General features: G+C 60.6%; 25 protein-coding genes. 11 read left to right on the top strand and 14 right to left on the bottom strand.

Translation table 11 applies throughout. The annotated features are described in order from the left end of the window. Position 1 precedes the first annotated feature (1 nt). From lptC to ACU688_RS06895, 8 genes are all read left to right on the top strand, one after another. On the top strand, positions 2-574 hold the full coding sequence (gene lptC / locus ACU688_RS06930; protein ID WP_448184162.1) for an LPS export ABC transporter periplasmic protein LptC: 573 nt from the start codon (positions 2-4) through the stop codon (positions 572-574). Further along, positions 561-1,094: a lipopolysaccharide transport periplasmic protein LptA gene (gene lptA / locus ACU688_RS06925; RefSeq protein ID WP_448184161.1), complete on the top strand. Its 534-nt coding sequence runs from the start codon at positions 561-563 to the stop codon at positions 1,092-1,094. Before lptC ends, lptA begins: the two co-directional genes overlap by 14 nt. Then, positions 1,094-1,819 (top strand): LPS export ABC transporter ATP-binding protein, encoded by a 726-nt coding sequence (lptB, locus tag ACU688_RS06920; protein WP_003171806.1) that lies wholly within the window; start codon positions 1,094-1,096, stop codon positions 1,817-1,819. The genes lptA and lptB overlap by 1 nt, the downstream gene beginning before the upstream one ends. Positions 1,820-2,004: 185 nt before the next feature. Beyond that, positions 2,005-3,498, top strand: a complete 1,494-nt coding sequence (locus ACU688_RS06915) for an RNA polymerase factor sigma-54 (RefSeq protein ID WP_016974289.1) — start codon at positions 2,005-2,007, stop codon at positions 3,496-3,498. Between the two features lie 75 nt (positions 3,499-3,573). Continuing rightward, positions 3,574-3,879: a ribosome hibernation-promoting factor, HPF/YfiA family gene (hpf, locus tag ACU688_RS06910; RefSeq protein WP_010170586.1), complete on the top strand. Its 306-nt coding sequence runs from the start codon at positions 3,574-3,576 to the stop codon at positions 3,877-3,879. A 12-nt stretch (positions 3,880-3,891) separates the two neighbouring features. Beyond that, positions 3,892-4,356 carry a PTS IIA-like nitrogen regulatory protein PtsN gene (gene ptsN, locus ACU688_RS06905; RefSeq protein ID WP_017738757.1) on the top strand — a complete coding sequence of 155 codons (465 nt, stop codon included), beginning with the start codon at positions 3,892-3,894 and terminating at the stop codon, positions 4,354-4,356. Positions 4,357-4,358: 2 nt separating this feature from the next. Next, a complete protein-coding gene (gene rapZ / locus ACU688_RS06900) occupies positions 4,359-5,216 on the top strand; it encodes an RNase adapter RapZ (RefSeq protein ID WP_017738758.1) in 858 nt (285 codons plus the stop codon). Positions 5,217-5,232: 16 nt separating this feature from the next. Further along, a complete protein-coding gene (locus ACU688_RS06895; protein ID WP_003216108.1) occupies positions 5,233-5,505 on the top strand; it encodes an HPr family phosphocarrier protein in 273 nt (90 codons plus the stop codon). Positions 5,506-5,543: 38 nt separating this feature from the next. Here ACU688_RS06895 and ACU688_RS06890 read toward each other — a convergent pair whose 3' ends face one another. The 6 genes from ACU688_RS06890 to pmbA form a co-directional block, all read right to left on the bottom strand. Then, positions 5,544-6,437: a ZIP family metal transporter gene (locus ACU688_RS06890; protein WP_207040059.1), complete on the bottom strand. Its 894-nt coding sequence runs from the start codon at positions 6,435-6,437 to the stop codon at positions 5,544-5,546. Between the two features lie 33 nt (positions 6,438-6,470). Further along, positions 6,471-7,082 (bottom strand): superoxide dismutase, encoded by a 612-nt coding sequence (locus ACU688_RS06885; RefSeq protein WP_448184160.1) that lies wholly within the window; start codon positions 7,080-7,082, stop codon positions 6,471-6,473. Position 7,083: 1 nt separating this feature from the next. Continuing rightward, the gene (locus tag ACU688_RS06880; protein ID WP_448184159.1) at positions 7,084-7,527 is read right to left on the bottom strand and encodes a DUF2753 family protein; all 444 of its coding nucleotides are present in this window, start codon (positions 7,525-7,527) and stop codon (positions 7,084-7,086) included. Positions 7,528-7,554: 27 nt separating this feature from the next. Further along, on the bottom strand, positions 7,555-8,931 hold the full coding sequence (locus tag ACU688_RS06875) for a class II fumarate hydratase (protein ID WP_448184158.1): 1,377 nt from the start codon (positions 8,929-8,931) through the stop codon (positions 7,555-7,557). Continuing rightward, a complete protein-coding gene (locus ACU688_RS06870; RefSeq protein WP_017738764.1) occupies positions 8,924-9,319 on the bottom strand; it encodes a hypothetical protein in 396 nt (131 codons plus the stop codon). Before ACU688_RS06870 ends, ACU688_RS06875 begins: the two co-directional genes overlap by 8 nt. A 151-nt stretch (positions 9,320-9,470) precedes the next feature. Further along, on the bottom strand, positions 9,471-10,817 hold the full coding sequence (gene pmbA, locus ACU688_RS06865) for a metalloprotease PmbA (RefSeq protein ID WP_017738765.1): 1,347 nt from the start codon (positions 10,815-10,817) through the stop codon (positions 9,471-9,473). Positions 10,818-10,925: 108 nt separating this feature from the next. On the opposite strand from pmbA, the gene yjgA reads away from it, so the two are divergent. Next, complete coding sequence (yjgA, locus tag ACU688_RS06860; RefSeq protein WP_017738766.1) at positions 10,926-11,447, top strand: ribosome biogenesis factor YjgA; 522 nt, start codon at positions 10,926-10,928, stop codon at positions 11,445-11,447. A 47-nt stretch (positions 11,448-11,494) separates the two neighbouring features. On the opposite strand, the gene tldD is transcribed toward yjgA, so the two are convergent. From tldD to mreB, 8 genes are all read right to left on the bottom strand, one after another. Beyond that, positions 11,495-12,937: a metalloprotease TldD gene (tldD, locus tag ACU688_RS06855; protein ID WP_448184157.1), complete on the bottom strand. Its 1,443-nt coding sequence runs from the start codon at positions 12,935-12,937 to the stop codon at positions 11,495-11,497. 16 nt (positions 12,938-12,953) lie between these two features. Continuing rightward, positions 12,954-13,802, bottom strand: coding sequence for a carbon-nitrogen hydrolase family protein (locus ACU688_RS06850; RefSeq protein WP_207040065.1), 849 nt, complete (start codon positions 13,800-13,802; stop codon positions 12,954-12,956). 48 nt (positions 13,803-13,850) lie between these two features. Beyond that, positions 13,851-17,666 (bottom strand): YhdP family protein, encoded by a 3,816-nt coding sequence (locus ACU688_RS06845; RefSeq protein ID WP_448184156.1) that lies wholly within the window; start codon positions 17,664-17,666, stop codon positions 13,851-13,853. 42 nt (positions 17,667-17,708) lie between these two features. Then, positions 17,709-19,166 carry a ribonuclease G gene (gene rng, locus ACU688_RS06840; protein WP_448184155.1) on the bottom strand — a complete coding sequence of 486 codons (1,458 nt, stop codon included), beginning with the start codon at positions 19,164-19,166 and terminating at the stop codon, positions 17,709-17,711. Positions 19,167-19,236: 70 nt separating this feature from the next. Next, complete coding sequence (locus tag ACU688_RS06835; RefSeq protein WP_448184154.1) at positions 19,237-19,833, bottom strand: Maf family protein; 597 nt, start codon at positions 19,831-19,833, stop codon at positions 19,237-19,239. Positions 19,834-19,884: 51 nt separating this feature from the next. Next, entirely contained in the window at positions 19,885-20,373 is a 489-nt protein-coding gene (gene mreD, locus ACU688_RS06830) for a rod shape-determining protein MreD (RefSeq protein WP_017738772.1), read from the bottom strand. Next, positions 20,373-21,503, bottom strand: coding sequence for a rod shape-determining protein MreC (mreC, locus tag ACU688_RS06825; protein WP_448184846.1), 1,131 nt, complete (start codon positions 21,501-21,503; stop codon positions 20,373-20,375). Before mreC ends, mreD begins: the two co-directional genes overlap by 1 nt. Positions 21,504-21,642: 139 nt before the next feature. After that, positions 21,643-22,680, bottom strand: coding sequence for a rod shape-determining protein MreB (gene mreB, locus ACU688_RS06820; RefSeq protein WP_002555108.1), 1,038 nt, complete (start codon positions 22,678-22,680; stop codon positions 21,643-21,645). A gap of 210 nt (positions 22,681-22,890) precedes the next feature. On the opposite strand from mreB, the gene gatC reads away from it, so the two are divergent. Continuing rightward, on the top strand, positions 22,891-23,178 hold the full coding sequence (gene gatC, locus ACU688_RS06815; protein ID WP_017738774.1) for an Asp-tRNA(Asn)/Glu-tRNA(Gln) amidotransferase subunit GatC: 288 nt from the start codon (positions 22,891-22,893) through the stop codon (positions 23,176-23,178). Positions 23,179-23,194: 16 nt separating this feature from the next. Then, positions 23,195-24,646, top strand: a complete 1,452-nt coding sequence (gene gatA / locus ACU688_RS06810; RefSeq protein ID WP_448184153.1) for an Asp-tRNA(Asn)/Glu-tRNA(Gln) amidotransferase subunit GatA — start codon at positions 23,195-23,197, stop codon at positions 24,644-24,646. Positions 24,647-24,654: the final 8 nt, after the last annotated feature.

The raw sequence follows: 24,654 nt of genomic DNA, 5'->3' as shown, positions 1-24,654 counted from the left end.
TATGCTGAGTAAAAAGATTCGCAACTTCCTGTTATTCGGGGTCATCGCCGCGCTGTTCCTGGCGGTGGGCTACTGGAATATCAGCCCGGAGCGCTTTCTCGACCAGCCTGTCGCGCAGGTTGACGAGGGCGCTATCGACTATTACGCCACCAATGCCTACAGCATCCAGTACCTGCCGGATGGCAAGGTGCAGTACGAGATCACCTCGGACAAGGTCGAGCACTTGAAGGCCACCGAAGTGACCCTGCTGACCAACCCGGACATGAACATCTACCGCGGCACCGAGTTTCCGTGGCACGTCACCAGCAAGCGTGGCGAGGTCAACCCGGACGGCACCGAAGTGGAACTGATCGACTCGGTACGCGTTGCGCGCACCGATGATAAAAACCGTGACACCGTGATTACCAGCAGTCGTATGACCGTATTCCCGCAGAAGCAATATGCGCAGACCGAGCAAGACGTTAGAATCGACGGCGCTGGCGGGGTATCGACTGGCAAGGGAATGAAAGCGTATTTGAAAGAAAGCAGGATACACCTGCTATCGAACGTAAGAGGACAGTATGAGGCTCGTTAAAACTCTCCCTATTTTGCTCAGTCTGGGCGCAGCACTGGGAAGCGTGAGCGCCTGGGCTCTGCCGAACGATAGCCAGCAACCGATCCACATTTCGGCTGACGATGCGCAACTGGACGACAAGCAAGGCGTCGCCACGTACACCGGCGGCGTGATCATCACCCAGGGTTCGATGAAGATCACCGGCAACACGGTGACCCTGACCCGCACCCCCAATGGCGACATTGACGTGGTGACCTCGGTGGGCAACCTGGCTTACTTCGAACAGAAGCAGTCGCCTACCGATACCGGCCCGATGAAGGGCTACGGCAAGACGATCCAGTACCACGCCCAGCAGAACCGCATTGTCCTGATCGACCAGGCCAAGGTGCTCAGCCCGGACGGCAACTCCACGGAAGGCGAGAAAATCACCTACGACACCGTGAAGCAGATCGCCAACGCCGGCCGCGCCAATGGCACCAAGGTGACCGCACCGCGTCCGCGTATCGACATGGTTATCCAGCCGAAGAAGAAGGCCGAGTAATGGCAACCCTGAAAGCCCAGCATCTGGCCAAGGCCTACAAAAGCCGTCAGGTCGTGCGTGACGTCAGCCTGTCGATCGACAGCGGCCAGATCGTCGGTTTGCTCGGCCCCAACGGCGCCGGCAAGACGACCTGCTTCTACATGATCGTCGGCCTGGTCCAGGCGGATCAGGGTCGCGTACTGATCGACGACCTGGACGTGAGCCACCAGCCGATGCACGGTCGTGCACGGGCTGGTATCGGCTATCTTCCACAGGAAGCGTCGATCTTCCGCAAACTGTCGGTAGCCGACAACATCATGGCGATCCTCGAGACCCGCAAGGAACTCGACCGTGACGGCCGTCGCAAGGAGCTGGAAAGCCTGCTGCAGGAATTCCACATCAACCACATTCGCGACAACCTCGGCATGAGTTTGTCAGGTGGTGAACGTCGCCGTGTGGAAATCGCCCGCGCCTTGGCCACCGCGCCGAAGTTCATCCTGCTGGACGAACCGTTTGCCGGCGTCGACCCGATCTCGGTTGGCGATATCAAGCAGATCATCCATCACCTCAAGGCGAAGGGCATCGGCGTACTGATCACCGACCACAACGTGCGTGAAACCCTCGATATCTGCGAAACCGCGTATATCGTCAACGATGGCCAACTGATCGCTGAAGGCGATTCAGCCACTATCCTCGCCAACGAACTGGTGAAGGAAGTGTACCTGGGTCACGAGTTCCGCCTGTAAACACCGTGGTGTCACGGCTGTTTGCCGAGGTGCGCGGGAATCAATAGGAACCTCTGGATTTTTATTGTTACCGCGCTCTAGGCAAAGCCCGCGATATCAGGCATATAATTTGCTTATGTTTGGCGCTCACGCGCCCTGTCGTGGATGGCGCATTGCGCCGGCGAATAAGGTGTTAAGCCCCTGCCATGAAACCATCGCTAGTCCTGAGAATGGGCCAGCAGCTGACGATGACACCGCAGCTGCAACAGGCCATCCGCCTGCTCCAATTGTCGACCCTGGACCTGCAACAGGAAATCCAGGAGGCCCTGGAGTCCAATCCGATGCTCGAACGCCAGGAAGAAGGCGACGACTTCGATAATGCAGACCCGCTGGCCGACAACATCGAGCAAAAACCCAACTCCGACGTGCAGGAACCCTCCTACCAGGAAACCGCCCCAACGGTGGACAACCTGGAAGAAGGCGAATGGAACGAACGCATTCCCAACGAACTTCCCGTGGACACCGCCTGGGAAGACGTCTACCAGACCAGCGCCAGCAGCCTGCCCAGCAACGATGACGACGAGTGGGACTTCACCACCCGCACCTCCGCCGGCGAGAGCCTGCAGAGCCATCTGCTATGGCAACTGAACCTCGCGCCGATGTCGGACACCGATCGCCTGATCGCCGTGACCCTGATCGATTGCATCAACAACCAGGGCTACCTGGACGAGACGCTTGAGGAGATCCTCGAAGCGTTCGACCCGGAACTGGACATCGAACTGGACGAGATCGAAGCCGTCCTGCACCGTATCCAACAGTTCGAACCCGCCGGTATCGGCGCCCGCACCCTCAGCGAATGCCTGCTGCTGCAATTGCGCCAACTGCCCGCCAAGACCCCTTGGCTCGCCGAAGCCCAGCGCCTGGTCACTGACTACATCGACCTGCTGGGCAGCCGCGACTACAGCCAGCTGATGCGCCGCATGAAGCTCAAGGAAGACGACCTGCGCCAGGTCATCGAGCTGGTGCAGAGCCTCAACCCGCGCCCAGGCTCGCAGATCGAGTCCAGCGAAGCTGAATACGTGGTCCCTGACGTGATCGTGCGCAAGGACAACGAGCGTTGGTTGGTGGAGTTGAACCAGGAATCGGTGCCACGCCTGCGAGTCAACCCGCAATACGCGGGCTTTGTGCGCCGTGCCGACACCAGCGCCGACAACACCTTCATGCGCAACCAGTTGCAAGAAGCCCGCTGGTTCATCAAGAGCCTGCAAAGCCGCAACGAAACCCTGATGAAAGTCGCCACACAGATCGTCGAGCACCAGCGCGGCTTCCTGGAGTACGGCGACGAAGCGATGAAACCGTTGGTGCTGCATGACATCGCCGAAGCGGTCGGCATGCACGAGTCGACGATTTCACGGGTGACCACGCAAAAATTCATGCATACCCCACGGGGTATTTATGAGCTGAAATACTTTTTCTCCAGCCACGTCAGCACCTCCGAAGGCGGCGAATGCTCGTCCACGGCGATCCGCGCGATCATCAAAAAACTGGTTGCCGCGGAAAATCAGAAAAAGCCATTGAGTGACAGTAAGATCGCTGGTTTACTGGAGGCACAAGGCATTCAGGTCGCCCGTCGAACCGTCGCCAAGTACCGCGAGTCCCTCGGGATCGCGCCTTCCAGCGAGCGTAAGCGTTTGATGTGACGGGCGGGCCACAGCGTTCCAGTGGCAGGCGCTTTTGCCTGCCGCTTTATGCACTGGCAACGAAGGAGAAGCTGTATGCAAGTCAACATCAGTGGACACCAACTGGAAGTGACCGAACCGCTGCGCGCCTATATCGGCGAAAAACTCAAAAGAATTGAGGGGCATTTCGACAAAATCACCAATGTGCAAGTCATCATGACTGTCGAAAAGCTGAAGCAGAAAATCGAAGCCACCTTGCGTATACCCGGCGGGGAAGTAGTCGCCAATGCCGAGCATTCAGATATGTATGCCGCCATTGACGACCTGACCGACAAGCTGGATCGCCAAATCAAAAAGCATAAGGAAAAGCAGCAGAGCCTTCTCCAGGGCACCGGCCGCTAACACTCCCCACCCATGATTCGACTTGAAACCATCCTGACCCCCGGCCGTTCCCTCGTGAACGCGCCGGGCGGCAGTAAAAAGAAAGCCCTCGAACAAATTGCCAACCTGATCAGCCGCGAAGTGCCTGACCTGGAGATGCAAGATGTGTACGAGGCTCTGATTGCCCGTGAAAAACTCGGTTCCACCGGTTTTGGCAACGGCATCGCCATTCCCCATTGCCGCCTCAAAAGCTGTGAGGCACCTGTCAGCGCCCTGCTGCACCTGGACGCCCCCATCGATTTCGACGCCATCGACGGCGCACCGGTTGACCTGCTGTTTGTTCTGCTGGTCCCGCAAGCCGCCACCGATGCACACCTGGAACTGCTCCGTCAGATCGCCAGCATGCTCGACCGCAAGGAAGTACGCGACAAACTGCGCAGTGCCAGCAGCAACGAGGCGCTGTACCAGGTTGTCCTGGATGAACAGAACGGGCAGTAATCATGCGTTTGATCATCGTCAGCGGCCGCTCCGGCTCGGGTAAAAGCACCGCCCTCAACGTACTTGAGGACAACGGCTTCTACTGTATCGACAACCTGCCCGCCGGCTTGCTGCCGGAGTTGGCAGAGCGCGCGCTGATCCACACCGAACTGGCGCAACCCCTGGTTGCCGTTTCGATCGATGCCCGCAACCTGCCCAGCCACCTTGAGCGGTTTCCGCAACTGCTTGAGGAAGTTCGCGCCAAGCACATTCATTGTGATGTGCTGTACCTGGACGCCGACGAAGAAACGCTGCTCAAGCGCTTTTCCGAAACCCGCCGGCGCCACCCCCTCAGCAGCCCCCATCGTTCCCTGGCGGAAGCCATCGAAGACGAAACCAAGTTGCTGGGGCCGATCATCGACCTCGCCGACCTGAAAATAAACACCACCAGCCTCAACCTGTACCAGCTGCGCGACGCCATCAAATTGCGCCTGCTGAACCAACCAGAGCCTGGCACCGCGTTCCTCGTCGAGTCCTTTGGCTTCAAACGCGGCATGCCGGTGGACGCCGACCTGGTGTTCGATGTGCGCTGCCTGCCGAACCCCTATTGGAAACCCGAGCTGCGTGAACAGTCGGGACTGGACCAGCCTGTGGCTGAGTACCTGGCAGCGCAGCCGGATGTCGAAGAGATGTTCCAGGATATCTCCAGCTACCTGCTCAAATGGTTGCCGCGCTTTGCCGCGAGCAATCGGGCGTATGTCACCATTGCCATTGGCTGCACTGGCGGCCACCACCGCTCGGTCTACCTGACCGAACGCCTGGGCCAGGTGCTGCAACAAACCCTCAAGAACGTCCAGGTTCGCCACCGCGACCTTAGCTGAAAGGATCACCCCCGCGATGCCCGCTCTGGAAATTGAAATCATCAACAAGCTGGGCTTGCATGCCCGGGCTTCTGCGAAGTTCGTCGGTGTTGCCGGGCAGTTCCCTTGCCAGATCCGTGCGGGGCGCACGCCGGAATCCATGGTCGATGGCAAAAGCATCATGGCCATGATGATGCTGGCCGCCGGCAAGGGCACCAAAATTCACCTGAAGACAGAGGGTGAGCAAGAGCAGGAAGCGATGGACGCCCTGGTGGCGTTGATCAACAACTTCTTTGATGAGGGTGAGTAAACTCACCCTTTTGAGGCGGGCGTGAAGTCGCAACGACTTCAGCCCAATGCGGTATCCATCACCATCATCAAGCAAAAACCGATGCACAACCCCAGGCTGGCAAGCTTTTCGTGACCGTTGCGCCGCGACTCGGGGATCACTTCGTGAGTCACCACCAGCAACATCGCCCCGGCCGCCAGCGCTAGCCCGAGCGGCAACAGCACCTCAGCCAGACTCACCAGCCAGGCACACAGCACGGCGAACACCGGCTCGACCAAACCTGAGGCCGCACCGATCAGGAACGCCTTGACCCGCGACATCCCTGCCCCGGCCAACACCAAGGCAATCACCAGGCCTTCGGGCACATCCTGCAAGGCAATGCCCATGGCCAGGCTGTCGGCATCCGGCATACCGCCGCCTGCCGAAACTCCCACCGCCATGCCTTCCGGGATGTTATGGGCAATGATGGCAAACACGAACAGCCAGATGCGCGGCGGTATCACAGGGTGATCCGGTGTGCCCACCAACATTTCCGGGCTTGCCCCTGAGACCTTGCGATCAACCAGATACAGCCCGAACGCGCCCAGCATGATGCCGAAGCTGATCAACCCACTGGCACCCCAGGGCGTCAGCCCCAGGCTTTCAGCGGCGGCGATCCCCGGCACGATCAGCGAAAAGGCTGTCGCCGCCAGCATCACCCCGGCACCAAAACCCAACAATGTGTCGCTCAGCGCTACCGGCATCCGTCGAATGACCAGTACGGGCACCGCGCCAAGTGCCGTGCCCAGTGCGCAAATCGATCCACCTTGCAGGGCCCGCAGGATGCGCGGCTCCAGGTTCAGCCAGTCCAGCCCGTGGGCCACCAGCAATGCAGTACCTGCCAATAGCAGCAGCGAGCCAAACGCATAACGAAACATCCGCCCGCTGCTGATCGCCAGTGTTTCAGTGCCCATAGTCGGCCTTAGATCTTGTTATGGTGATAAATGTCAGGCCAAGGCGGCCTGATAGCGAGCGGCGACTTCCGGCCAGTTGATCACGCTGTAGAAGGCGTTGATGTATTCCGGGCGGCGGTTCTGATACAGCAGGTAGTAGGCGTGCTCCCAGACGTCCAGGCCAAGGATCGGCGTATTGCCGTTCATCAGCGGGCTGTCCTGGTTACCGCTGCTTTCCACCACCAGGGTCTTTTGCGGGGTCACGCTGAGCCAGGCCCAACCGCTGCCAAAACGGGTCAACGCGGCCTTGGTGAAGGCTTCCTTGAAACTATCAAAACCACCCACTTGCTCATCGATAGCCTTGGCCAGCGCGCCCTCAGGCTTGCCGCCGCCTTTAGGCGACATCACCGCCCAGAACAACGAGTGGTTGGCATGGCCGCCACCTTGGTTGATCACGGCGGCGCGCAGTTTTTCCGGCAGCTGTTGCACGCTGGATACCAGCTTCTCGACCGGCCAGCCCGCGAACACGGTGCCCTCGACAGCGGCGTTAAGGTTGTTGATATAGGTCTGGTGATGCTTGGTGTAGTGAATCTCCATGGTTTGCGCATCGATGTGCGGTTCCAGGGCGTCGTAGGCGTAAGGCAAGGCAGGCAAGGTGTAGGACATTTCAATGTGCTCCGTAATAAGGACTGTTGCGAGTCGACTCATCCTGTTGCGCCGCAGTGCCACCCAGCAGGCGGTGGGTACGCGGGTACTCGCCGTGATCGCTGATGAAGTTCAACAGTTCGACGTAGGTCTTGCTGCTCTGGCGCAGCGCCGCCTCACGCAATTGCGGGGTCAGGCGCGGGTCCTGCATGGCCTGCAGCAGGCGCTGGTGGATCGCGCAGAGGTATTCCGCGCTTTCCTCCGGCTGGTTCAGGCGCAGATGCAGGTCCGCCAGGTTGTGATGGGAAATGACACAAGCCGCCACTGCTTCGTCGGCATCCGCCCAGCGTTCGAACAACACTTGGGCCAGGGCCAGGGCTTGCAAATAGGCCTCGCGAGCATCAACCAGTTCGCCCGCCATAAAGCAGCGATTGGCCCGTTCGATCGTGCGTTTCCAGTGCTCCATGGTGAGCCTCCAAAGCAGGGTCGGTGATTACACGCCGCCGGCCGTGAGCTTTTCCGGGTCCAGCAGGACTTCCAGTTGGCTGCGGGGCAAGTCGGTGTGCTCGAGCGCCACATCAATCACCGGGCGGCCTTGTTGATAGGCTTTCTTGGCGATTTCAGCGGCCTTTTGATAACCAATGATCGGGTTGAGTGCGGTGACCAAGATCGGGTTACGCGACAGCGCTTCCTTGAGTTTGGCTTCGTTGACCTTGAAGGTGGCGATGGCCTTGTCCGCCAGCAGACGGCTGGAATTGGCCAGCAGTTCGAGGCTGCTGAGCAGATTCTGGGCGATGATCGGCAGCATCACGTTCAGCTCGAAGTTGCCGGATTGGCCCGCGACGGTGATGACCGTGTCATTGCCGATCACTTGCGCGGCGACCATGGCAGTGGCTTCCGGGATCACCGGATTGACCTTGCCCGGCATGATCGAGGAGCCCGGTTGCAGGCCTTCCAGCTCGATCTCACCGAGACCGGCGAGCGGACCGGAGTTCATCCAGCGCAGGTCGTTGGCGATTTTCATCAGCGATACGGCGGTGGCTTTCAACTGACCGGAGACGGCGACGGCGGTGTCCTGGGAGCCAATCAGCGCAAACAGGTTCTTGCCCGGCGTGAAGGTTACGTCGGTCAGGCTGCTCAGTTGCTGGCTGAAGCGTGCGGCGAATTCCGGGTGGGCGTTGATCCCGGTGCCGACCGCCGTGCCGCCCTGGGCCAAGGCCTGCAGGCTCGGGAGCAAATCCTGCAAGTGACCGATATTGGCCTTGAGTTGTTGCGCCCAGCCATTGAGCACCTGGCTCATGCGCACCGGCATGGCGTCCATCAAGTGCGTGCGGCCGGTCTTGATGAACGGGTGGACGTCTTCGGCCTTGCGCTCGATCACTTGCACCAGGTGCAGCAACGCTGGCAGGGTTTGCTCATGCAGGACCAGCGCGGCGCTGACGTGGATGGTAGTCGGAATGATGTCGTTGCTGCTTTGGCCGCAGTTCACGTGGTCATTGGGGTTGACCGCCTCGCCCAGCAGGCGGCTGGCCAGGGTCGCGATCACTTCGTTGGCGTTCATGTTGGAGCTGGTGCCGGAGCCGGTCTGGAAAATATCCACCGGGAAGTGCTGCATGAAATCGCCTTCGAGCAAGCCCTGGGCGGCATCGACGATGGCCTTGCCCTGCCCTTCGGTGATTTGCTTGAGGTCGACGTTGGCCTTGGCCGCTGCGGCCTTGGCGAGGATCAGGGCGCGAATGAATTGCGCAGGCATACGCTGATGGCTGATCGGAAAGTTGTTCACCGCGCGCTGGGTTTGTGCGCCATACAAAGCCTCGGCCGGCACTTGCAGTTCGCCCATGCTGTCGCGTTCGATACGGGTGTTACTCATCGTTAGATCCTTGCACCAGGTCGGAGTGAGAAATAGACGGCAGCAATTCGCAGGTCGCCAATCGCCACGCAAAGCTCTGCCAACGCTTGAGGCGGCAGGCACAGTGAGAAAGTTTTTCCAGATCACGCAGGGGGCGCCAGGCCTGGTCCAGGCACATGGAGCGCCAATGCCAGGGCAGCGCGATATCGCTGGCGGTGTCGAGCAGCAGGCGGAATGAGGTTTCAGCGATCGTCCACGGATGGGTCGCGGTGCAGCACGCCAGGTAGCGACCCTCGTTGAGGTAATGCTCGATCAGGCGCGGCTCGTTGGGGTTGAGGCCGCAACGGATCTGGCGACTCATCCAGCGCCAGCTCTCCAGGTAAGGATCCTCATGCAGGACTGAACTCATGATCCACACTCATCCGGTAATGATATTTATTATTAAATGATATTGAGAATCAAAACAAGAGTGGCAGATTAATCTGCCTGAAACGCAACCACAAAAAAAGGCGCGCCATCGTTGAGATGGCGCGCCTTTTTTAGGTGAAGCGTCGGAAGGATCAGCTGCCGGCGACAGTCATGCGCTCAATCAGCACCGAGCCTGTGCGGATGTTGCTGCGCAGTTCCAGATCGTTACCGACCGCGACAATTTGCTTGAACATGTCGCGCATATTGCCAGCGATGGTCACTTCCTGGACGGCGAACTGGATCTCGCCGTTTTCCACCCAGAAACCCGCCGCACCCCGGGAGTAATCACCGGTCACCATGTTCAGGCCATGGCCCATCAACTCAGTTACCAGCAGGCCACGCCCCATGCGACGCAGCAACGCCGCCTGGTCTTCATCGCCATGGGTGACGAACAGGTTGTGCACGCCACCGGAGTTGGCCGTGCTTGGCAGACCGAGCTTGCGGCCGGAGTACGTTCCCAGCACATAGGACACCAACTCGCCGTTTTCGACGAACGGTTTGGCATAGGTCGCCAGGCCATCGCCGTCGAACGCCGAACTGCCCATGGCACGCATCAGGTGCGGACGCTCATCGAGGGTCAACCACTCCGGGAACAGCTTTTGCCCGATAGCGCCCTCAAGGAACGACGACTTGCGGTACAGGTTGCCGCCAGAAATCGCGCTGAGGAAACTGCCGAACAAACCACCGGCCAACTCCGCCGAAAACAGCACCGGCACTTCGCACGTTGGCACCGGGCGGGCGCCCAAGCGGCTGGCGGCACGTTGCGCGGCACGCTGGCCAATGCTGGCCGGGTCCGCCAGCAACTCGCCCTGGCGGCTTACGTCGTACCAATAGTCGCGCTGCATCTGGCCGTTGGCCTCAGCGATCATCACGCAGCTCAAGCTATGGCGAGTGGAGGCATAACCACCGACAAAACCGTGGCTGTTGCCGTACACGCGGCAACCTTGATGCGTGCTCAACGTGGTGCCATCGGCGTTCTTGATGCGGGGATCTGCATCGAACGCCGCGGCTTCGCAGGTCAGTGCCAATTCAATGGCCTGCTCCGGGGTGATGTCCCACTCATGGAACAGATCGAAGTCTTTCAAGTCCTTGGCCATCAGCGCTTTGTCGGCCAAGCCCGAGCTTTCATCCTCGGAGGTATGCTTGGCAATCGCCAACGCGGCGGCGACGGTCTCGCGAATCGCTTCCGGGCCGCTGGCCGAGGTGCTGGCCGAACCTTTGCGCTGCCCCACATAAAGGGTGATGCCAAAGCCCTGGTCACGGTTGAATTCAACGGTTTCCACTTCGCGCTGGCGTACCGACGTCGACAGCCCCTGCTCCAGCGACACCGCCACTTCACAGGCACTGGCCCCCTGGCGCTTGGCCTCGGCAAGGATCTGCTCGACTTGTTCCTGCAGTGCCGGTAACGCTTGCGGACCGACGCTTTGGGCTGCACTCATGGTTTTCTCCACTCAAATTCTGCTTTCGGTTAAGGCCATCGAGCGACCGGGCCGGACAAGCGGCCCCCGACTGGTTATCATGGCGGCGTTTCTTTGCGGACTGCCACCATGGTTGATTCTTACGACGACTCCCTCGATGGGGAGAAAAGCAAAACCCAGGTCAAACGTGAGCTGCATGCTCTGGTTGACCTTGGCGAGCGCCTTACAACGCTCAAGAAAGACTTGATTGCAAAACTGCCCCTGACCGACGAAATGCGCCGGGCGCTGGCGGATGCACCCAAGCACACCGCGAATATCGCGCGTAAACGGCACATCATGTTTATCGGCAAGCTGATGCGCGATCAGGACACTGACGCCATTCTGGCCTTGCTTGATCAAACCGATGCCTCCACTCGCCAGTACAACGAACGTTTCCATAACCTGGAACGTTGGCGTGACCGCCTGATCGCGGGCGATGACGCCGTGCTGGAGAAATTCGTGCTGGACTACCCGGACGCGGATCGCCAGCAATTGCGCTCCCTGATCCGTCAGGCCCAACACGAGCAGGCGCATAACAAGGCGCCGGCCACCAGCCGTAAAATCTTCAAGTACATCCGTGAGCTGGACGAGACTCAACGCGGTCTGCGCTGATCCTCTTCCCCGGGTGGCGATCTTCGCCACCCGAAGCTCCACCTTTCCTACGAGCCCGTGCCACCCACGGTGATCGCATCAATCTTCAGCGTTGGCTGGCCGACACCTACCGGCACCGACTGCCCATCCTTCCCGCACGTGCCCACGCCGCTGTCCAGCGACAGGTCGTTACCGACCATCGACACCTTGCTCATGGCTTCCGGCCCGTTACCAATCAACGTTGCCCCTTTGACCGGCGCGGTAATCTTGCCGTCTTCGATCAGGTACGCCTCGCTGGTGGAGAACACGAACTTGCCACTGGTGATGTCCACCTGGCCGCCGCCGAGGTTGGCGCAGTAAATGCCGCGCTTTACCGAGGCGATGATCTCCGCGGGGTCGCTTTCGCCGGCGAGCATGTAGGTGTTGGTCATGCGTGGCATCGGCAGGTGCGCGTAGGATTCGCGACGACCGTTGCCGGTACGTGCCACGCCCATCAGGCGGGCGTTGAGCTTGTCTTGCATATAGCCCTTGAGCACGCCGTTTTCGATCAGCGTGGTGCACTCGGTCGGGGTGCCTTCATCGTCAACGCTCAGCGAGCCACGACGCCCGGCCAGCGTGCCGTCATCGACAATGGTGCAAAGCTTGGACGCAACCATCTCGCCCATGCGCCCGCTATAGGCGGAACTGCCCTTGCGGTTGAAGTCGCCTTCCAGGCCATGGCCCACGGCTTCGTGCAGCAGAACGCCGGACCAGCCCGAGCCCAACACCACCGGCAACGTACCGGCCGGCGCTGGAATGGCTTCGAGGTTGACCAGAGCCTGGCGCAACGCTTCTCGGGCATACCCCATGGCACGGTCGTCGGCGAGGAAATAACGGTAGTCGGTACGCCCGCCACCGCCATGCCCGCCGCGCTCACGGCGGCCGTTCTGCTCGACGATCACACTGACATTGAAGCGCACCAGCGGCCGCACATCTGCCGCCAGGCTGCCATCGGTGGAGGCCACGAGGATGCGTTCCCACACACCGGCCATGCTCACGGTGACCTGCTGGATACGCGGGTCAAGGGCGCGGGTAGCGGCGTCGACACGCTTGAGCAGTTCGACTTTCTCTGCACGGCTGATCACTTCCAGCGGGTTATCCGGCCCATACAATTGCGCCACGTCCTGGGTGGTAAACGCTTGCACCGTGCCGTTCTGGCCCGCACGGGAAATCGAACGCGCCGCACGCGCCGCCAGGCCCAAGGCTTCCAGCGTGATGGCATTGCTGTAGGCAAAACCGGTTTTTTCACCGGATTGCGCGCGCACGCCTACACCCTGATCCAGGTTGAAGCTGCCTTCCTTGACGATGCCGTCTTCGAGGGCCCAGGACTCGGAAATCTGCCCCTGGAAATACAGGTCAGCCGCGTCGATACCCGGCCCGGCCAGATCGCCGAGCACGGTTTGCAAGCTTTCGATGGTCACGCCACCGGGTGCCAGGAGGTGTTCACTGACTGAGGACAACAACTCGCTCATAGGTTTGGCCTTAAATTCATCGTTCCGAAGCAGGCCGCTGTGCGCCCTGCGAGAAAAAGCGCCGATGGTTGACCACCGGCATGCGCGCCCGTATCGACGCCTGTTCACTGCTGTCGCGTTCGGCCAACAACACCGCTTCGCCTTGATCCTGTTGTGTCAGCACGCGCCCCCACGGGTCGACAATCGCCGCGTGGCCATAGGTTTCCCGTGGCCCCGGATGCACGCCGCCCTGGGCGGCCGCCAGCAGGTAGCACTGGGTTTCGATGGCGCGTGCGCGAATCAGCACGTCCCAGTGCGCGGCGCCGGTCACCGCCGTAAAAGCCGAAGGTGCAGTAATCAATTCAGCCCCCGCTGCCCGCAATTCACTGTACAGCTCGGGGAAGCGCAGGTCGTAACACACGGTCAGGCCCAAGCGCCCCACCGGCGTATCCGCCACCACCACGTTGCTCCCGAAAGCATAGTCGTCGGATTCGCGATAACGACCGCGCGCATCGGCAACATCCACATCGAACAGGTGCAGCTTGTCGTAACGGGCAACGATCTCGCCCCGGTCATCGACCAGCAGCGAGCAGGCGTTGGACTTGGCGTTCGGCTGATCCTTGGGCGGCAACGGCAAGGTGCCGGCCACTATCCATAAGGTGAGGTCGCGGGCGGTCTGTTTCAACCACGGCAGGATCGGCCCTTCGCCCAACGCCTCGGCGCGGCCGATATCGGCCACATCACGACGGCCCATGGCGGCGAAATTTTCCGGCAGCACGGCCAGCTTCGCACCGCCCGCCGCCGCTTGCTCCAGCAGGCGCCGGGCCTGGGCCAGATTGGCCAGCACATCGCTCTGGCTGACCATTTGAATTACCGCAAAGGACATGGGCCGACTCTCCGTAATGGGCGTGCGGCCATGCTACTCCACAGGCTCTCAGTTTGGCTTTTCAAATGGCTTGTCGAAGGTGATTTTCGGGTCCTTCCAGGGCCCTTCCACTTTGTATTGCACGCTGGCAAAACGCGACACACGGTCACCGATCAGCTTGTCGATCAGGAACAACGCACCGCCAATCGCCGGCGCGCCGACGATCAACGCGGCAATCGGCAAGTTATTGGTGACCGGCAACGTCACCAACAGCTTGGCATCGACACGGTCTGCCACCAGGTCCAGGGTGCCGTTAAGCTCCAGGTTGGTCGATGGCCCGGTCATGGTGATCGGCTCGCGGGTGACGAACACGCCGTTACTTGCGGCCAGCAAACCCTTGACCCGGTCGTAACTCAACCCCTTGCCGAGCAAGTCGGAGAAGTCCAGGCGCAGCCGGCGCCCGATGGAGTTGAAGTTGAGCAGGCCAAACACGCGCAGCGCCTGGGCACCACCCTCCACCTCAACAAACTGGCCATCACGGAATGTCGCATTCAGGCTGCCGGAGAAACGTTTAGGCCCCACGTAGGCCGGCGAACCTGGCCAACGACCATCCACGTCCAGATGAAAGTCCTTGCTCGTCACGGTTGGCGCATAACCCCAGCCCTTGAGCACATCGCCAATATTCTTGCCGTCCAGGCGTCCCTTGTACCAACTGCCGCTGGTCCCGGGTGCGCCTTCCCAGCCGCCGTCGCCTTTGAGCTGCATGCCCTTGAGGCCCAGGTCCAGGTTATTGAAGGTCAGGCCCTTGGTCGTCGGGCGAATCTTCAACGACCAGGCACCGATCAGGTCAGGCCCCTGGAACAGTTGATCAATGGCGATATCCAGCGCGGGAATGTCCTTGGGATCGATGTCGGCCAAGGGGTCCGGCGCGTTTTCGTTGGCCTGTGCCGTCGGGTCCACCGCCGGCAATTTCACGTATTGCAGGTTGATCGCAATCGGTGCGCCCTTGGCATCCGGCAGGTTTACGCTGCCCTTGGCTTGTTGGCTGTCGAGCTGCAAGCCCCATGCTGCGGGTTTGCGGTCCAGCTGCAACTTGACCTGGTCAAACTGGGTGCCGAAACCAGTCAGCTTGCCCACCTTGAAGTCGGCGCCACTGAGCAACTGTTTGGCGCTGCCGCCCGGGTCATTGCCGGCATAACGGTCTACGAGTTTTTTCCACGGGTCGATATCGAGCTCCGACAGGACCCCGCGAATGCGCAAGCCTTTGACCGTGGGCAGCAGCGCATCACCGTCACCGAGAAACAACTCGCCACGGCCTTCGTTGAACTTGTCCGGCGGAGCGGCAAAGGTGAAATTCGCCAACTCGCCATAATCGAACCAGTAGCGCCGCTCGTTGCCCTGCAAGGTCATGCGGAACACGCTGTCACGCCCCTGGCTGGCCGGCATGCCGAAAGGGGCCGGCAAGTCCACCGCCACACCCTTGAGGTTGGAGCTGACCATCAGTTGGCTGTCGGCGCCATCCAGGTTCAATTGCAGTTGGTAAGGAATATCGCCGGACACTGGCAACGGCTGGCCGACTTTCAACCAGTCCGTCAGCCGCTTGACTGTAACCTGGCCCCTGGCAGTCACTCGTGTGCTGATTTTTCCGGGCTTGCCGTCGGCAAAGATCTGCGCACTGATCGGTCGGTCAAACGCCTGGGCCGTGATGTTCTGGCCGCTGAGGCCCTTGGCGCTGTCGAAACGGAAATCGCCCTTGAGCTGGGTCAGGTCCAGCGTGGGCTCGGCCAGTTGCAGGCGAGCCTTGTCGGTCTTGAAGTCCACTACGATTTTCGGCTCGGTACCCTTGGCCAGCGGCACATCCAGGTCCAGGCTGCCTTGCAGGTCGCCCTCGCCCTTCCAACCGGCAAAGGTATCAGCCGTACCAATCGGCGCTTCCTGCAGGATCTTCAGGCCATCACCCAAGCCACCGGCGAAACCACCGGTGAGCAATAGATGGCTGTCCTTGCCAGCGGGTGCATGGGGAATATTGACGTAGATATCCTTGACCTTGGTGTCGAGCAACTGCCCCTTGCTGGCCAGGATGCGCACACCGCTTTCCTCGACAAACACTTCGCCCTTGACCTTGCTCACATGGGGCCAGCCTGGCTGGAACGCCAGCTCGGCGTCATGCACCTTGAAGAACAGGCTGATATTGCGCGAGGCCGGCAATGCGTCGTGGTTCAGTGAGCCTTGGTATTGGAAGAAGCCCTCGTCAACCGCGCCCTTGAGAATCGCCGTGCGCAGCCATTCATCCAGCGCCGGGCTCAACACCGCCGGCAGGTATTTGGGGGTAAAGCGCCCATCGCCATCGACCATGCCGACCCGCAGGTCCATGTAGTCTTCCTGGTTATGGTCGAAATGCAGGCGGATCAGGAAGTCGGCGGCGACCTTGCCTTCCTCACCCAGCACCTTGATATACGGCGCGATCAGGGTGAAGCCTTCTGTATCCAGCTTCCATGTCAGGCGCGCATTGGCCTGGATGTACTGCCAGGGCTTGGCGAAGATCGGATCGAGGTGCAGGGAGAAGTCCTTGCTGTCCATGCGCAACTCGCCATGGCCCAGGTCACCGCTGATACTGCCGGAAATGTTACGGGCAGCGGGCGCACCGAAGTAGGCGTCAAAACCGACGCGCTCCAAGTTGGCGGCAAAACTGACTTTTTGATCCGAGGCGTCCTGAGGTCGGAAGTCCACCAGCACATTGCGCAGCAGGCCCGTGGCCTTCAAGTGCTCGATGGTCTTGGCAAACCCCTCCGGCAACGGTGCCAGGGCATTCAACAGCGGCGTGATCGGGGTCAGGTCCAGGCGGTCGGCCTGCAGCTTCCAAACTTCCTGCTCCTTGTCGGTGGCCAGGCTCTGCTGCAATTGCAGGCGTGATTCCCAACGGGTCTCCCCGAGGTTCATGGCCAGCGAGTCGAACACCACCTTGAGGCCTGTATCACTGCGTTGCAGGTAGGCGTTGAGCGCAAGGTTTTCGATATGTACCGGCTTACGCTCGGCGTAGCTGCCTTTCACCTGTGGCGAGTTGAGGCGCACCACCGCGCTTTGCACGGTGCCCTTGGCCCAGGTCAGCCAGAATTCGCCGCCAGCCTTGAATTGGGTGAGTTTCCACTGCTGCGTCAGCTTGGCCGGAATCCACTTGGCCCAATCGCTCTGCGGCAGGCTCAAGTAAGCCTGGACTTCACCGTCCTGCCATTGGCTAGCGCGGATGCGCGTGCGCAAGCTCAACGCCAGGGGCTGGCCGTCGGGCAGGGTCAGGCGCGCGTCCAGGCGCTGGCGGGCAATGCCGGTGTGCAGGCTCAGGCCGACGTACGTCAGGGTCAACGGTGGCTGATCGAAGGGTTGCAGGGTGACCTGGCTGTCGAGCAACGACACGCGCTTGACCATCTGCATGCGCTGCAACAATTGCTGCGGGTCCAGCGGTTGCTCATCCTGCACCGGCAGGCCTTGCAGCGCCCAGTGGCCGTCCTTGTCTTCCTTGACGCTCAGTTGCAGGCCGCTGACTTCCAGGTGGGCAATGCGCACCTCACGGGCCATCAGGCTGGCCCAGACATCCGGCACCACTTCGACCTGGTCCAGGCGCAAGGCACTGCTGCCCTCGCCCACCATCACGTCGTGGGCCAACAGCACAGGGGCAAAGCCGCTCCAGCGGCCTTCAAGGCTGCCAATATGCAGGGGCATGTCCACTGCCGCCTGGGCCTTGGCTTCAACCTCGGCACGGTATTCGGCCACCAACGGGGTCAATTCGCGACCCAGGCTCACATACACCGCCGCCAGGACCAGCAACAGCGCACAGAGGCCCAGGCCCCAACGGGTCAAAGCGGCAAAAAAGCGTATCAGACGCTCCATGTCAGGCGACCCTCAAGGCAGTAAATAGAAAGCGAATGGGGATCAGAGCAGCACCACGTCGTATTGTTCCTGGGAATACATGGTTTCAACCTGGAAACGAATCGTGCGCCCGATAAACCCCTCCAATTCCGCGACGTTGCCGGACTCTTCATCCAACAGACGATCGACCACTTTCTGGTTGGCAAGCACTCTATAACCTTCGGCCTGGTAGGCTCGCGCCTCTCGTAAGATTTCCCGGAAAATCTCGTAGCAAACCGTTTCCGGGGTCTTCAATTTACCGCGGCCCTGGCAACTGCTGCACGGCTCGCACAGCACTTGCTCAAGGCTTTCACGGGTGCGCTTGCGGGTCATCTGCACCAGGCCCAGCTCGGTAATGCCGATGATATTGGTCTTGGCGTGATCGCGCTCCAGCTGCTTCTCCAGGGTGCGCAGCACCTGGCGCTGGTGCTCTTCATCTTCCATGTCGATGAAGTCGATGATGATGATGCCGCCCAGGTTGCGCAGGCGCAGTTGGCGGGCAATCGCGGTGGCCGCTTCGAGGTTGGTCTTGAAGATGGTTTCTTCGAGGTTGCGATGCCCGACGAACGCGCCGGTATTGACGTCGATGGTGGTCATGGCTTCCGCCGGGTCCACCACCAGGTAGCCACCGGACTTGAGTGGCACCTTGCGTTCCAGGGCTTTCTGGATTTCATCTTCGACGCCATACAGGTCAAAGATCGGCCGCTCGCCAGGGTAGTGTTCCAGGCGGTCAGCAATTTCCGGCATCAGCTCGGCAACAAATTGCGTGGTGCGCTGGAAGGTTTCCCGCGAGTCGATTCGAATTTTCTCAATCTTTGGGCTGACCAAATCACGCAGCGTGCGCAGGGCCAGGCCGAGATCTTCATAGATCACACTCGGCGCGCCGATGGTCTTGATCTGTGCGCCGATCTGGTCCCACAGGCGTCGCAGGTAGCGAATATCCATGAGGATTTCATCGCCGCCGGCACCTTCGGCTGCCGTGCGCAGGATAAAACCGCCGGTTTCCTTGATGCCTTCGGCGGCCACGCAGTCACTGACCACCTTTTTCAGGCGCTCACGCTCGGCTTCGTCTTCGATCTTCAGGGAAATGCCGACATGGGCGGTACGCGGCATGTACACCAGGTAGCGCGATGGAATCGACAGTTGCGTGGTCAGGCGTGCGCCTTTGGAACCGATGGGGTCCTTGGTGACTTGCACCACCAGGCTCTGCCCTTCATGCACCAGCGCGCTGATGCTTTCCACCGCTGGACCTTCGCGCAGGGAAATTTCCGACGCATGGATAAACGCGGCGCGATCCAGGCCGATATCAACGAATGCCGCCTGCATCCCCGGCAGTACACGTACCACCTTGCCTTTGTAGATATTGCCGACGATCCCGCGCTTCTGGGTGCGCTCGACGTGCACTTCTTGCAGAACACCGTTCTCTACCACCGCCACGCGCGATTCCATCGGCGTGATATTGATCAGAATCTCTTCACTCATGGCTGGGTCTCGTTCAGGCGTTTTCACAATAGTGACCGATCGCTTATGGCTGGGCGCTGGAGCAAGGCGTTCAGCGCGCGGTAAGGTTTTGCCAACAGGGTATGCCGAATTGGTCGAGCAGTTGCGCGGTTTCGCACACCGGCAGGCCTACCACGGCGGAATAGCTGCCATTGAGCCCGGCGACAAACACCGATCCAAGCCCTTGAATAGCATAGCCGCCCGCCTTGTCCTGGGGTTCGCCACTGTGCCAGTAGGTTGTAGCTTCCTCGACAGTAATAGCGCGAAAACGTACACGACTGCTTACACAAACGGTTTCGCAACGCGGGCCGTCGGTGAGCGCAATGGCGGTGAGGACTTCATGTTCACGTCCCGCCAGGGCCATCAACATCGCCAGCGCATCTGCCTGATCCACCGGTTTGCCGAGGATCTTGCCGTCCACGATCACCGCCGTGTCAGCGCCCAGCACACAGGCACCGGAGGTGTTTTCAAGCGCAGCCAAACCCGCCGCTGCCTTGCCGCGCGCAAGACGCTCGACGTAGGAAACGGCGGATTCATTTGTAAGAGGGGTTTCATCAATCGCGGCGCTGACCACGGTGAAAGGCACACCGATCTGGGTCAGCAGTTCACGCCGCCTTGGAGAGCCCGAGGCCAGATAAAGCGAATTCATTGCAGACTCTCCCTGTGGGGTTCGATAACCAGGCAGAGCCTCGCAATCCATTCAATTGATTTTATAGCGACGACGTAACCCACGCAGGCCAAAACTGATCCATGGCCACAGCAGCGCACTCACCAGCGCCGGCAACACCAGCGCCAGGGTTGGCTGGCGATTGCCAGTCAAGGCACTGAGCCACAGTTGAACAAGCTGCGCCAGGCCGAAGATCACCAGGATCACCAGGCACTGCTGCCACATCGGGAACATACGCAAACGCTGCTGCAACGACAGCACCAGGAACGTGATCAGCGTGAGGATCAACGCGTTCTGGCCCAGCAAGGTGCCATACAGCACATCTTCCGCCAAGCCCAGGAACAGCGCGGTGACCATGCCGATTTTATGCGGCAGGTTCAGCGCCCAGAAGGCCAGCAGCAATGCCAGCCACAGCGGGCGCAGGATTTCCATGAATTGCGGTAAGGGTGAAACGCTGAGCAGCAAGCCGACCGCGAAGGTCAGCCAGACGATCCAGCCATTGCGCGAATGAGTACCGGCCATTATTCCTCCCTCTGCCGCGTGGTTGCCGGCGCCGTTGCCGCTGGGCGGGCAGCCGGGGCAGCAGCAGGCGGCTTAGTCGCCGGTGTTGCTGTGGCAGGCGCTGAAGCCGGTGGCTTGGTGGCCGCCGGTTTGACCGGATGCGCAGCCGGCTTGACGGGCGTCGCAACAGGCGTGGGAACAGCCGCAGGTGCTGCGGGCGTAGCAGCGGCAGGCTTGGGCACGGTCGCAGGCACGATCGGCGTGGTGCCGTTCTGCTTGTCTTCCGCTTCCTGGGCCTGGGCGGCCTCATTGGCGCGCTCTTCCGGCGTGCGGTTGTCGCTGAACACCAGCAGCAGGTAACGGCTGCGGTTCAGGGCGGCAGTCGGCACAGCGCGGACGATGGCAAACGGCTGGCCGGAATCGTGGATCACTTCCTTGACCGTCGCCACTGGATAACCCGCCGGGAACCGCTGACCCAGGCCGGAGCTGACCAACAGGTCGCCTTCCTTGATATCTGCGGTGTCAGCCACATGGCGCAACTCAAGGCGCTCCGGGTTGCCGGTACCACTGGCAATCGCACGCAAGCCGTTGCGGTTGACCTGCACCGGGATGCTGTGGGTCGTGTCCGTCAGCAACAATACCCGCGAGGTATAGGGCATCAACTCGACCACCTGGCCCATCAGGCCACGGGCATCGAGCACCGGCTGGCCTAGGACTACTCCGTCGCGCTCACCCTTATTGATGATGATGCGGTGGGTGAAGGGGTTGGGGTCCATGCCGATCAGCTCGGCGACTTCGACCTTCTCGTTGACCAGCGCAGAAGAGTTGAGCAACTCGCGCAGCCGAACGTTCTGCTCGGTGAGGGCCGCGAGCTTTTGCATGCGCCCCTGCAACAGCAGGTTTTCAGTCTTGAGTTTTTCGTTCTCGGCGACCAGTTCGGTGCGGCTGCCAAATTGGCTGGCCACGCCCTGGTAGAGACGTTGCGGCAGGTCGGTGATCCAGTAGGTCTGCATCAACACCAGCGACATCTGGCTGCGCACGGGCTTGAGCAATGCGAAACGGGCATCGACCACCATCAGCGCGACCGAAAGCACGACCAGCACCAGCAGGCGCACGCCCAATGAGGGGCCTTTGGCAAAAAGCGGTTTAATAAGCCGCTCCTCCCAGGCAAATGTTTTCTTTATTCATACGGCTTCTAACCGGCCTGGATGCAGATTGAAGAAGATAAACGCCAACAGGCAGCACTGCAAAGTGCTGCCTGTTGGCCAAGCCTGTACCGCTCAACGCAGCTTATTCGCTGGAGAGCAGGTCCATGGTGTGTTTATCCATCATTTCCAGTGCACGACCACCGCCACGAGCAACGCAGGTCAGCGGGTCTTCGGCGACGATCACCGGCAGGCCAGTCTCTTGGGCCAGCAGCTTGTCGAGGTCGCGCAGCAAGGCGCCACCACCGGTCAGCACCAGGCCACGCTCGGCGATATCGGAAGCCAGTTCCGGCGGCGATTGCTCCAGGGCGCTTTTCACAGCCTGAACGATGGTGGCCAGGGACTCTTGCAGAGCTTCCAGCACTTCATTGGAGTTCAGGGTGAAGGCACGTGGAACGCCTTCGGCCAGGTTGCGACCGCGAACATCGACTTCGCGCACTTCGCCGCCCGGGTAAGCGGTACCGATTTCCTGCTTGATGCGCTCTGCGGTGGATTCACCGATCAGGCTGCCGTAGTTACGGCGCACATAAGTGATGATCGCTTCGTCGAAACGGTCGCCGCCAACGCGTACGGATTCGGCATACACCACACCGTTCAGGGAGATCAGGGCGATTTCAGTGGTACCACCACCGATATCCACCACCATCGAACCGCGGGCTTCTTCAACCGGCAGGCCGGCACCGATCGCAGCAGCCATTGGCTCTTCGATCAGGAACACTTCACGGGCACCGGCGCCAAGGGCCGATTCACGGATGGCACGACGCTCCACCTGGGTGGACTTGCACGGAACGCAGATCAGCACACGAGGGCTGGGCTGCAGGAAACTGTTTTCGTGAACCTTGTTGATGAAGTACTGCAGCATCTTCTCGCAGACACTGAAGTCGGCGATCACGCCGTCTTTCATCGGACGAATGGCAGCAATATTGCCTGGTGTACGGCCGAGCATGCGCTTGGCCTCGGTGCCGACGGCAACGACACTTTTCTGATTACCATGGGTCCGAATGGCCACAACCGATGGCTCATTCAGGACGATACCGCGCTCGCGCACGTAAATAAGGGTGTTGGCAGTGCCCAGGTCAATGGAAAGATCGCTGGAAAACATGCCACGCAGTTTCTTGAACATGGGGAAAGGACCCTAGGCAACGCGTGGGTAAAAAAGTGCGGCAAACTCTAACAACGACAGGGATTTTGGGCAAGGCGCCAATGTGCTAAATTGGCCGACTTTCTACGCACCAACCCCCACAATCGCGGCCATATGACCGTAGAAATGCGGTAGTGTTCCGACAATCTAACACACGGACGCCCTCCGTTCTGTTTTCCACTGGAGAATCCCATGGCGCTTGACCGCTCCGACGTGGAAAAAATCGCTCACCTCGCCCACCTGGGCCTGGCTGAAGCCGATCTTCCACCGATTACCGCAGCCCTGAACAGCATTCTCGGGCTGGTTGACCAAATGCAGGCCGTGAATACCGACGGCATCGAGCCCCTGGCGCACCCGCTGGAAGCCAGCCAGCGCCTGCGCGCAGACGTTGTAACCGAAAGTAATAATCGCGAGGCCTACCAGTCCATCGCGCCAGCGGTCGAAAACGGCCTGTACCTGGTTCCGAAAGTCATCGACTAAAGGGAAAGAGCCTTTCATGCATCACATGACTCTGGCCGAGATCGCCCGCGGTCTCGCCGACAAAAAGTTTTCTTCCGAAGAGCTGACCAAGACCCTGCTGGCGCGTATCGCCGAGCACGATCCCAAGGTCAACAGCTTCATCAGCCTCACCGAAGAACTGGCCCTGAGCCAGGCCAAGGCCGCCGACGTGCGTCGCGCCAACGGTGAAAATGGCGCGTTGCTGGGTGCTCCCATCGCCCACAAGGACTTGTTCTGCACCCAGGGCATTCGCACCAGCTGCGGCTCGAAGATGCTCGACAACTTCAAGGCGCCCTACGACGCCACCGTGGTGTCCAAGCTGGCTGCCGCCGGGGCCGTGACCCTGGGCAAGACCAACATGGACGAATTCGCCATGGGTTCGGCCAACGAATCGAGCTACTACGGCGCGGTGAAAAACCCGTGGAACCTGGAGCACGTACCCGGCGGCTCGTCCGGCGGCTCGGCTGCAGCCGTTGCAGCGCGCTTCCTGCCCGCGGCCACCGCCACCGACACCGGCGGTTCGATCCGCCAGCCGGCGGCATTCACCAACCTCACCGGCCTGAAGCCGACCTACGGTCGCGTTTCCCGCTGGGGCATGATCGCCTACGCTTCCAGCCTCGATCAGGGCGGCCCGTTGGCGCGCACTGCCGAAGACTGCGCGATTTTGTTACAAGGCATGGCCGGGTTCGATAAACAGGACTCCACCAGCATCGATGAGCCGGTGCCGGACTACAGCGCCAGCCTCAATACCTCGATCAAAGGCCTGCGCATCGGCGTGCCGAAGGAATACTTCAGCGCCGGCCTCGACCCACGCATCGCCGAACTGGTGCACAACAGCGTCAAGGAGCTGGAAAAGCTCGGCGCCGTGATCAAGGAAATCAGCCTGCCGAACAATCAGCACGCAATTCCTGCCTACTACGTGATCGCACCGGCTGAAGCCTCGTCCAACCTGTCGCGTTTCGACGGCGTGCGTTTCGGCTACCGCTGTGAAAACCCGAAAGACCTCACCGACCTGTACAAGCGCTCCCGTGGCGAAGGCTTCGGCGCCGAAGTACAACGCCGCATCATGGTCGGTGCCTACGCCCTGTCGGCCGGCTATTACGACGCGTACTACCTCAAGGCGCAAAAAATCCGTCGCCTGGTGAAGAACGACTTCATGACGGCATTTGAAGAAGTCGACGTGATCCTCGGCCCAACCACGCCAAACCCGGCCTGGAAGCTTGGCGCCAAGAATGGCGACCCGGTGGCTGCGTACCTCGAAGACCTGTACACCATCACCGCCAACCTCGCGGGCCTGCCGGGCTTGTCCATGCCCGCCGGTTTCGTCGATGGCCTGCCGGTCGGCGTGCAATTGCTCGCCCCGTATTTCCAGGAAGGCCGCCTGCTCAATGTGGCGCACCAGTACCAGTTGCACACCGACTGGCACACCCGCACCCCTACCGGCTTCTGAGGAGAACA

The organism is Pseudomonas acericola (SeqCode), from assembly GCF_053456465.1.
The sequence above is the reverse complement of the archived record's forward strand: the minus strand, read 5'-3'. Positions and strand labels throughout refer to the sequence as shown.

Bases quoted from the DNA above. Each gene is read 5' to 3' on its own strand.
- lptC (WP_448184162.1), top strand. From the start codon at position 2: ATGCTGAGTAAAAAGATTCGCAACTTCCTGTTATTCGGGGTCATCGCC.
- lptA (WP_448184161.1), top strand. From the start codon at position 561: ATGAGGCTCGTTAAAACTCTCCCTATTTTGCTCAGTCTGGGCGCAGCA.
- lptB (WP_003171806.1), top strand. From the start codon at position 1,094: ATGGCAACCCTGAAAGCCCAGCATCTGGCCAAGGCCTACAAAAGCCGT.
- ACU688_RS06915 (WP_016974289.1), top strand. From the start codon at position 2,005: ATGAAACCATCGCTAGTCCTGAGAATGGGCCAGCAGCTGACGATGACA.
- hpf (WP_010170586.1), top strand. From the start codon at position 3,574: ATGCAAGTCAACATCAGTGGACACCAACTGGAAGTGACCGAACCGCTG.
- ptsN (WP_017738757.1), top strand. From the start codon at position 3,892: ATGATTCGACTTGAAACCATCCTGACCCCCGGCCGTTCCCTCGTGAAC.
- rapZ (WP_017738758.1), top strand. From the start codon at position 4,359: ATGCGTTTGATCATCGTCAGCGGCCGCTCCGGCTCGGGTAAAAGCACC.
- ACU688_RS06895 (WP_003216108.1), top strand. From the start codon at position 5,233: ATGCCCGCTCTGGAAATTGAAATCATCAACAAGCTGGGCTTGCATGCC.
- ACU688_RS06890 (WP_207040059.1), bottom strand. From the start codon at position 6,437: ATGGGCACTGAAACACTGGCGATCAGCAGCGGGCGGATGTTTCGTTAT.
- ACU688_RS06885 (WP_448184160.1), bottom strand. From the start codon at position 7,082: ATGTCCTACACCTTGCCTGCCTTGCCTTACGCCTACGACGCCCTGGAA.
- ACU688_RS06880 (WP_448184159.1), bottom strand. From the start codon at position 7,527: ATGGAGCACTGGAAACGCACGATCGAACGGGCCAATCGCTGCTTTATG.
- ACU688_RS06875 (WP_448184158.1), bottom strand. From the start codon at position 8,931: ATGAGTAACACCCGTATCGAACGCGACAGCATGGGCGAACTGCAAGTG.
- ACU688_RS06870 (WP_017738764.1), bottom strand. From the start codon at position 9,319: ATGAGTTCAGTCCTGCATGAGGATCCTTACCTGGAGAGCTGGCGCTGG.
- pmbA (WP_017738765.1), bottom strand. From the start codon at position 10,817: ATGAGTGCAGCCCAAAGCGTCGGTCCGCAAGCGTTACCGGCACTGCAG.
- yjgA (WP_017738766.1), top strand. From the start codon at position 10,926: ATGGTTGATTCTTACGACGACTCCCTCGATGGGGAGAAAAGCAAAACC.
- tldD (WP_448184157.1), bottom strand. From the start codon at position 12,937: ATGAGCGAGTTGTTGTCCTCAGTCAGTGAACACCTCCTGGCACCCGGT.
- ACU688_RS06850 (WP_207040065.1), bottom strand. From the start codon at position 13,802: ATGTCCTTTGCGGTAATTCAAATGGTCAGCCAGAGCGATGTGCTGGCC.
- ACU688_RS06845 (WP_448184156.1), bottom strand. From the start codon at position 17,666: ATGGAGCGTCTGATACGCTTTTTTGCCGCTTTGACCCGTTGGGGCCTG.
- rng (WP_448184155.1), bottom strand. From the start codon at position 19,166: ATGAGTGAAGAGATTCTGATCAATATCACGCCGATGGAATCGCGCGTG.
- ACU688_RS06835 (WP_448184154.1), bottom strand. From the start codon at position 19,833: ATGAATTCGCTTTATCTGGCCTCGGGCTCTCCAAGGCGGCGTGAACTG.
- mreD (WP_017738772.1), bottom strand. From the start codon at position 20,373: ATGGCCGGTACTCATTCGCGCAATGGCTGGATCGTCTGGCTGACCTTC.
- mreB (WP_002555108.1), bottom strand. From the start codon at position 22,680: ATGTTCAAGAAACTGCGTGGCATGTTTTCCAGCGATCTTTCCATTGAC.
- gatC (WP_017738774.1), top strand. From the start codon at position 22,891: ATGGCGCTTGACCGCTCCGACGTGGAAAAAATCGCTCACCTCGCCCAC.
- gatA (WP_448184153.1), top strand. From the start codon at position 23,195: ATGCATCACATGACTCTGGCCGAGATCGCCCGCGGTCTCGCCGACAAA.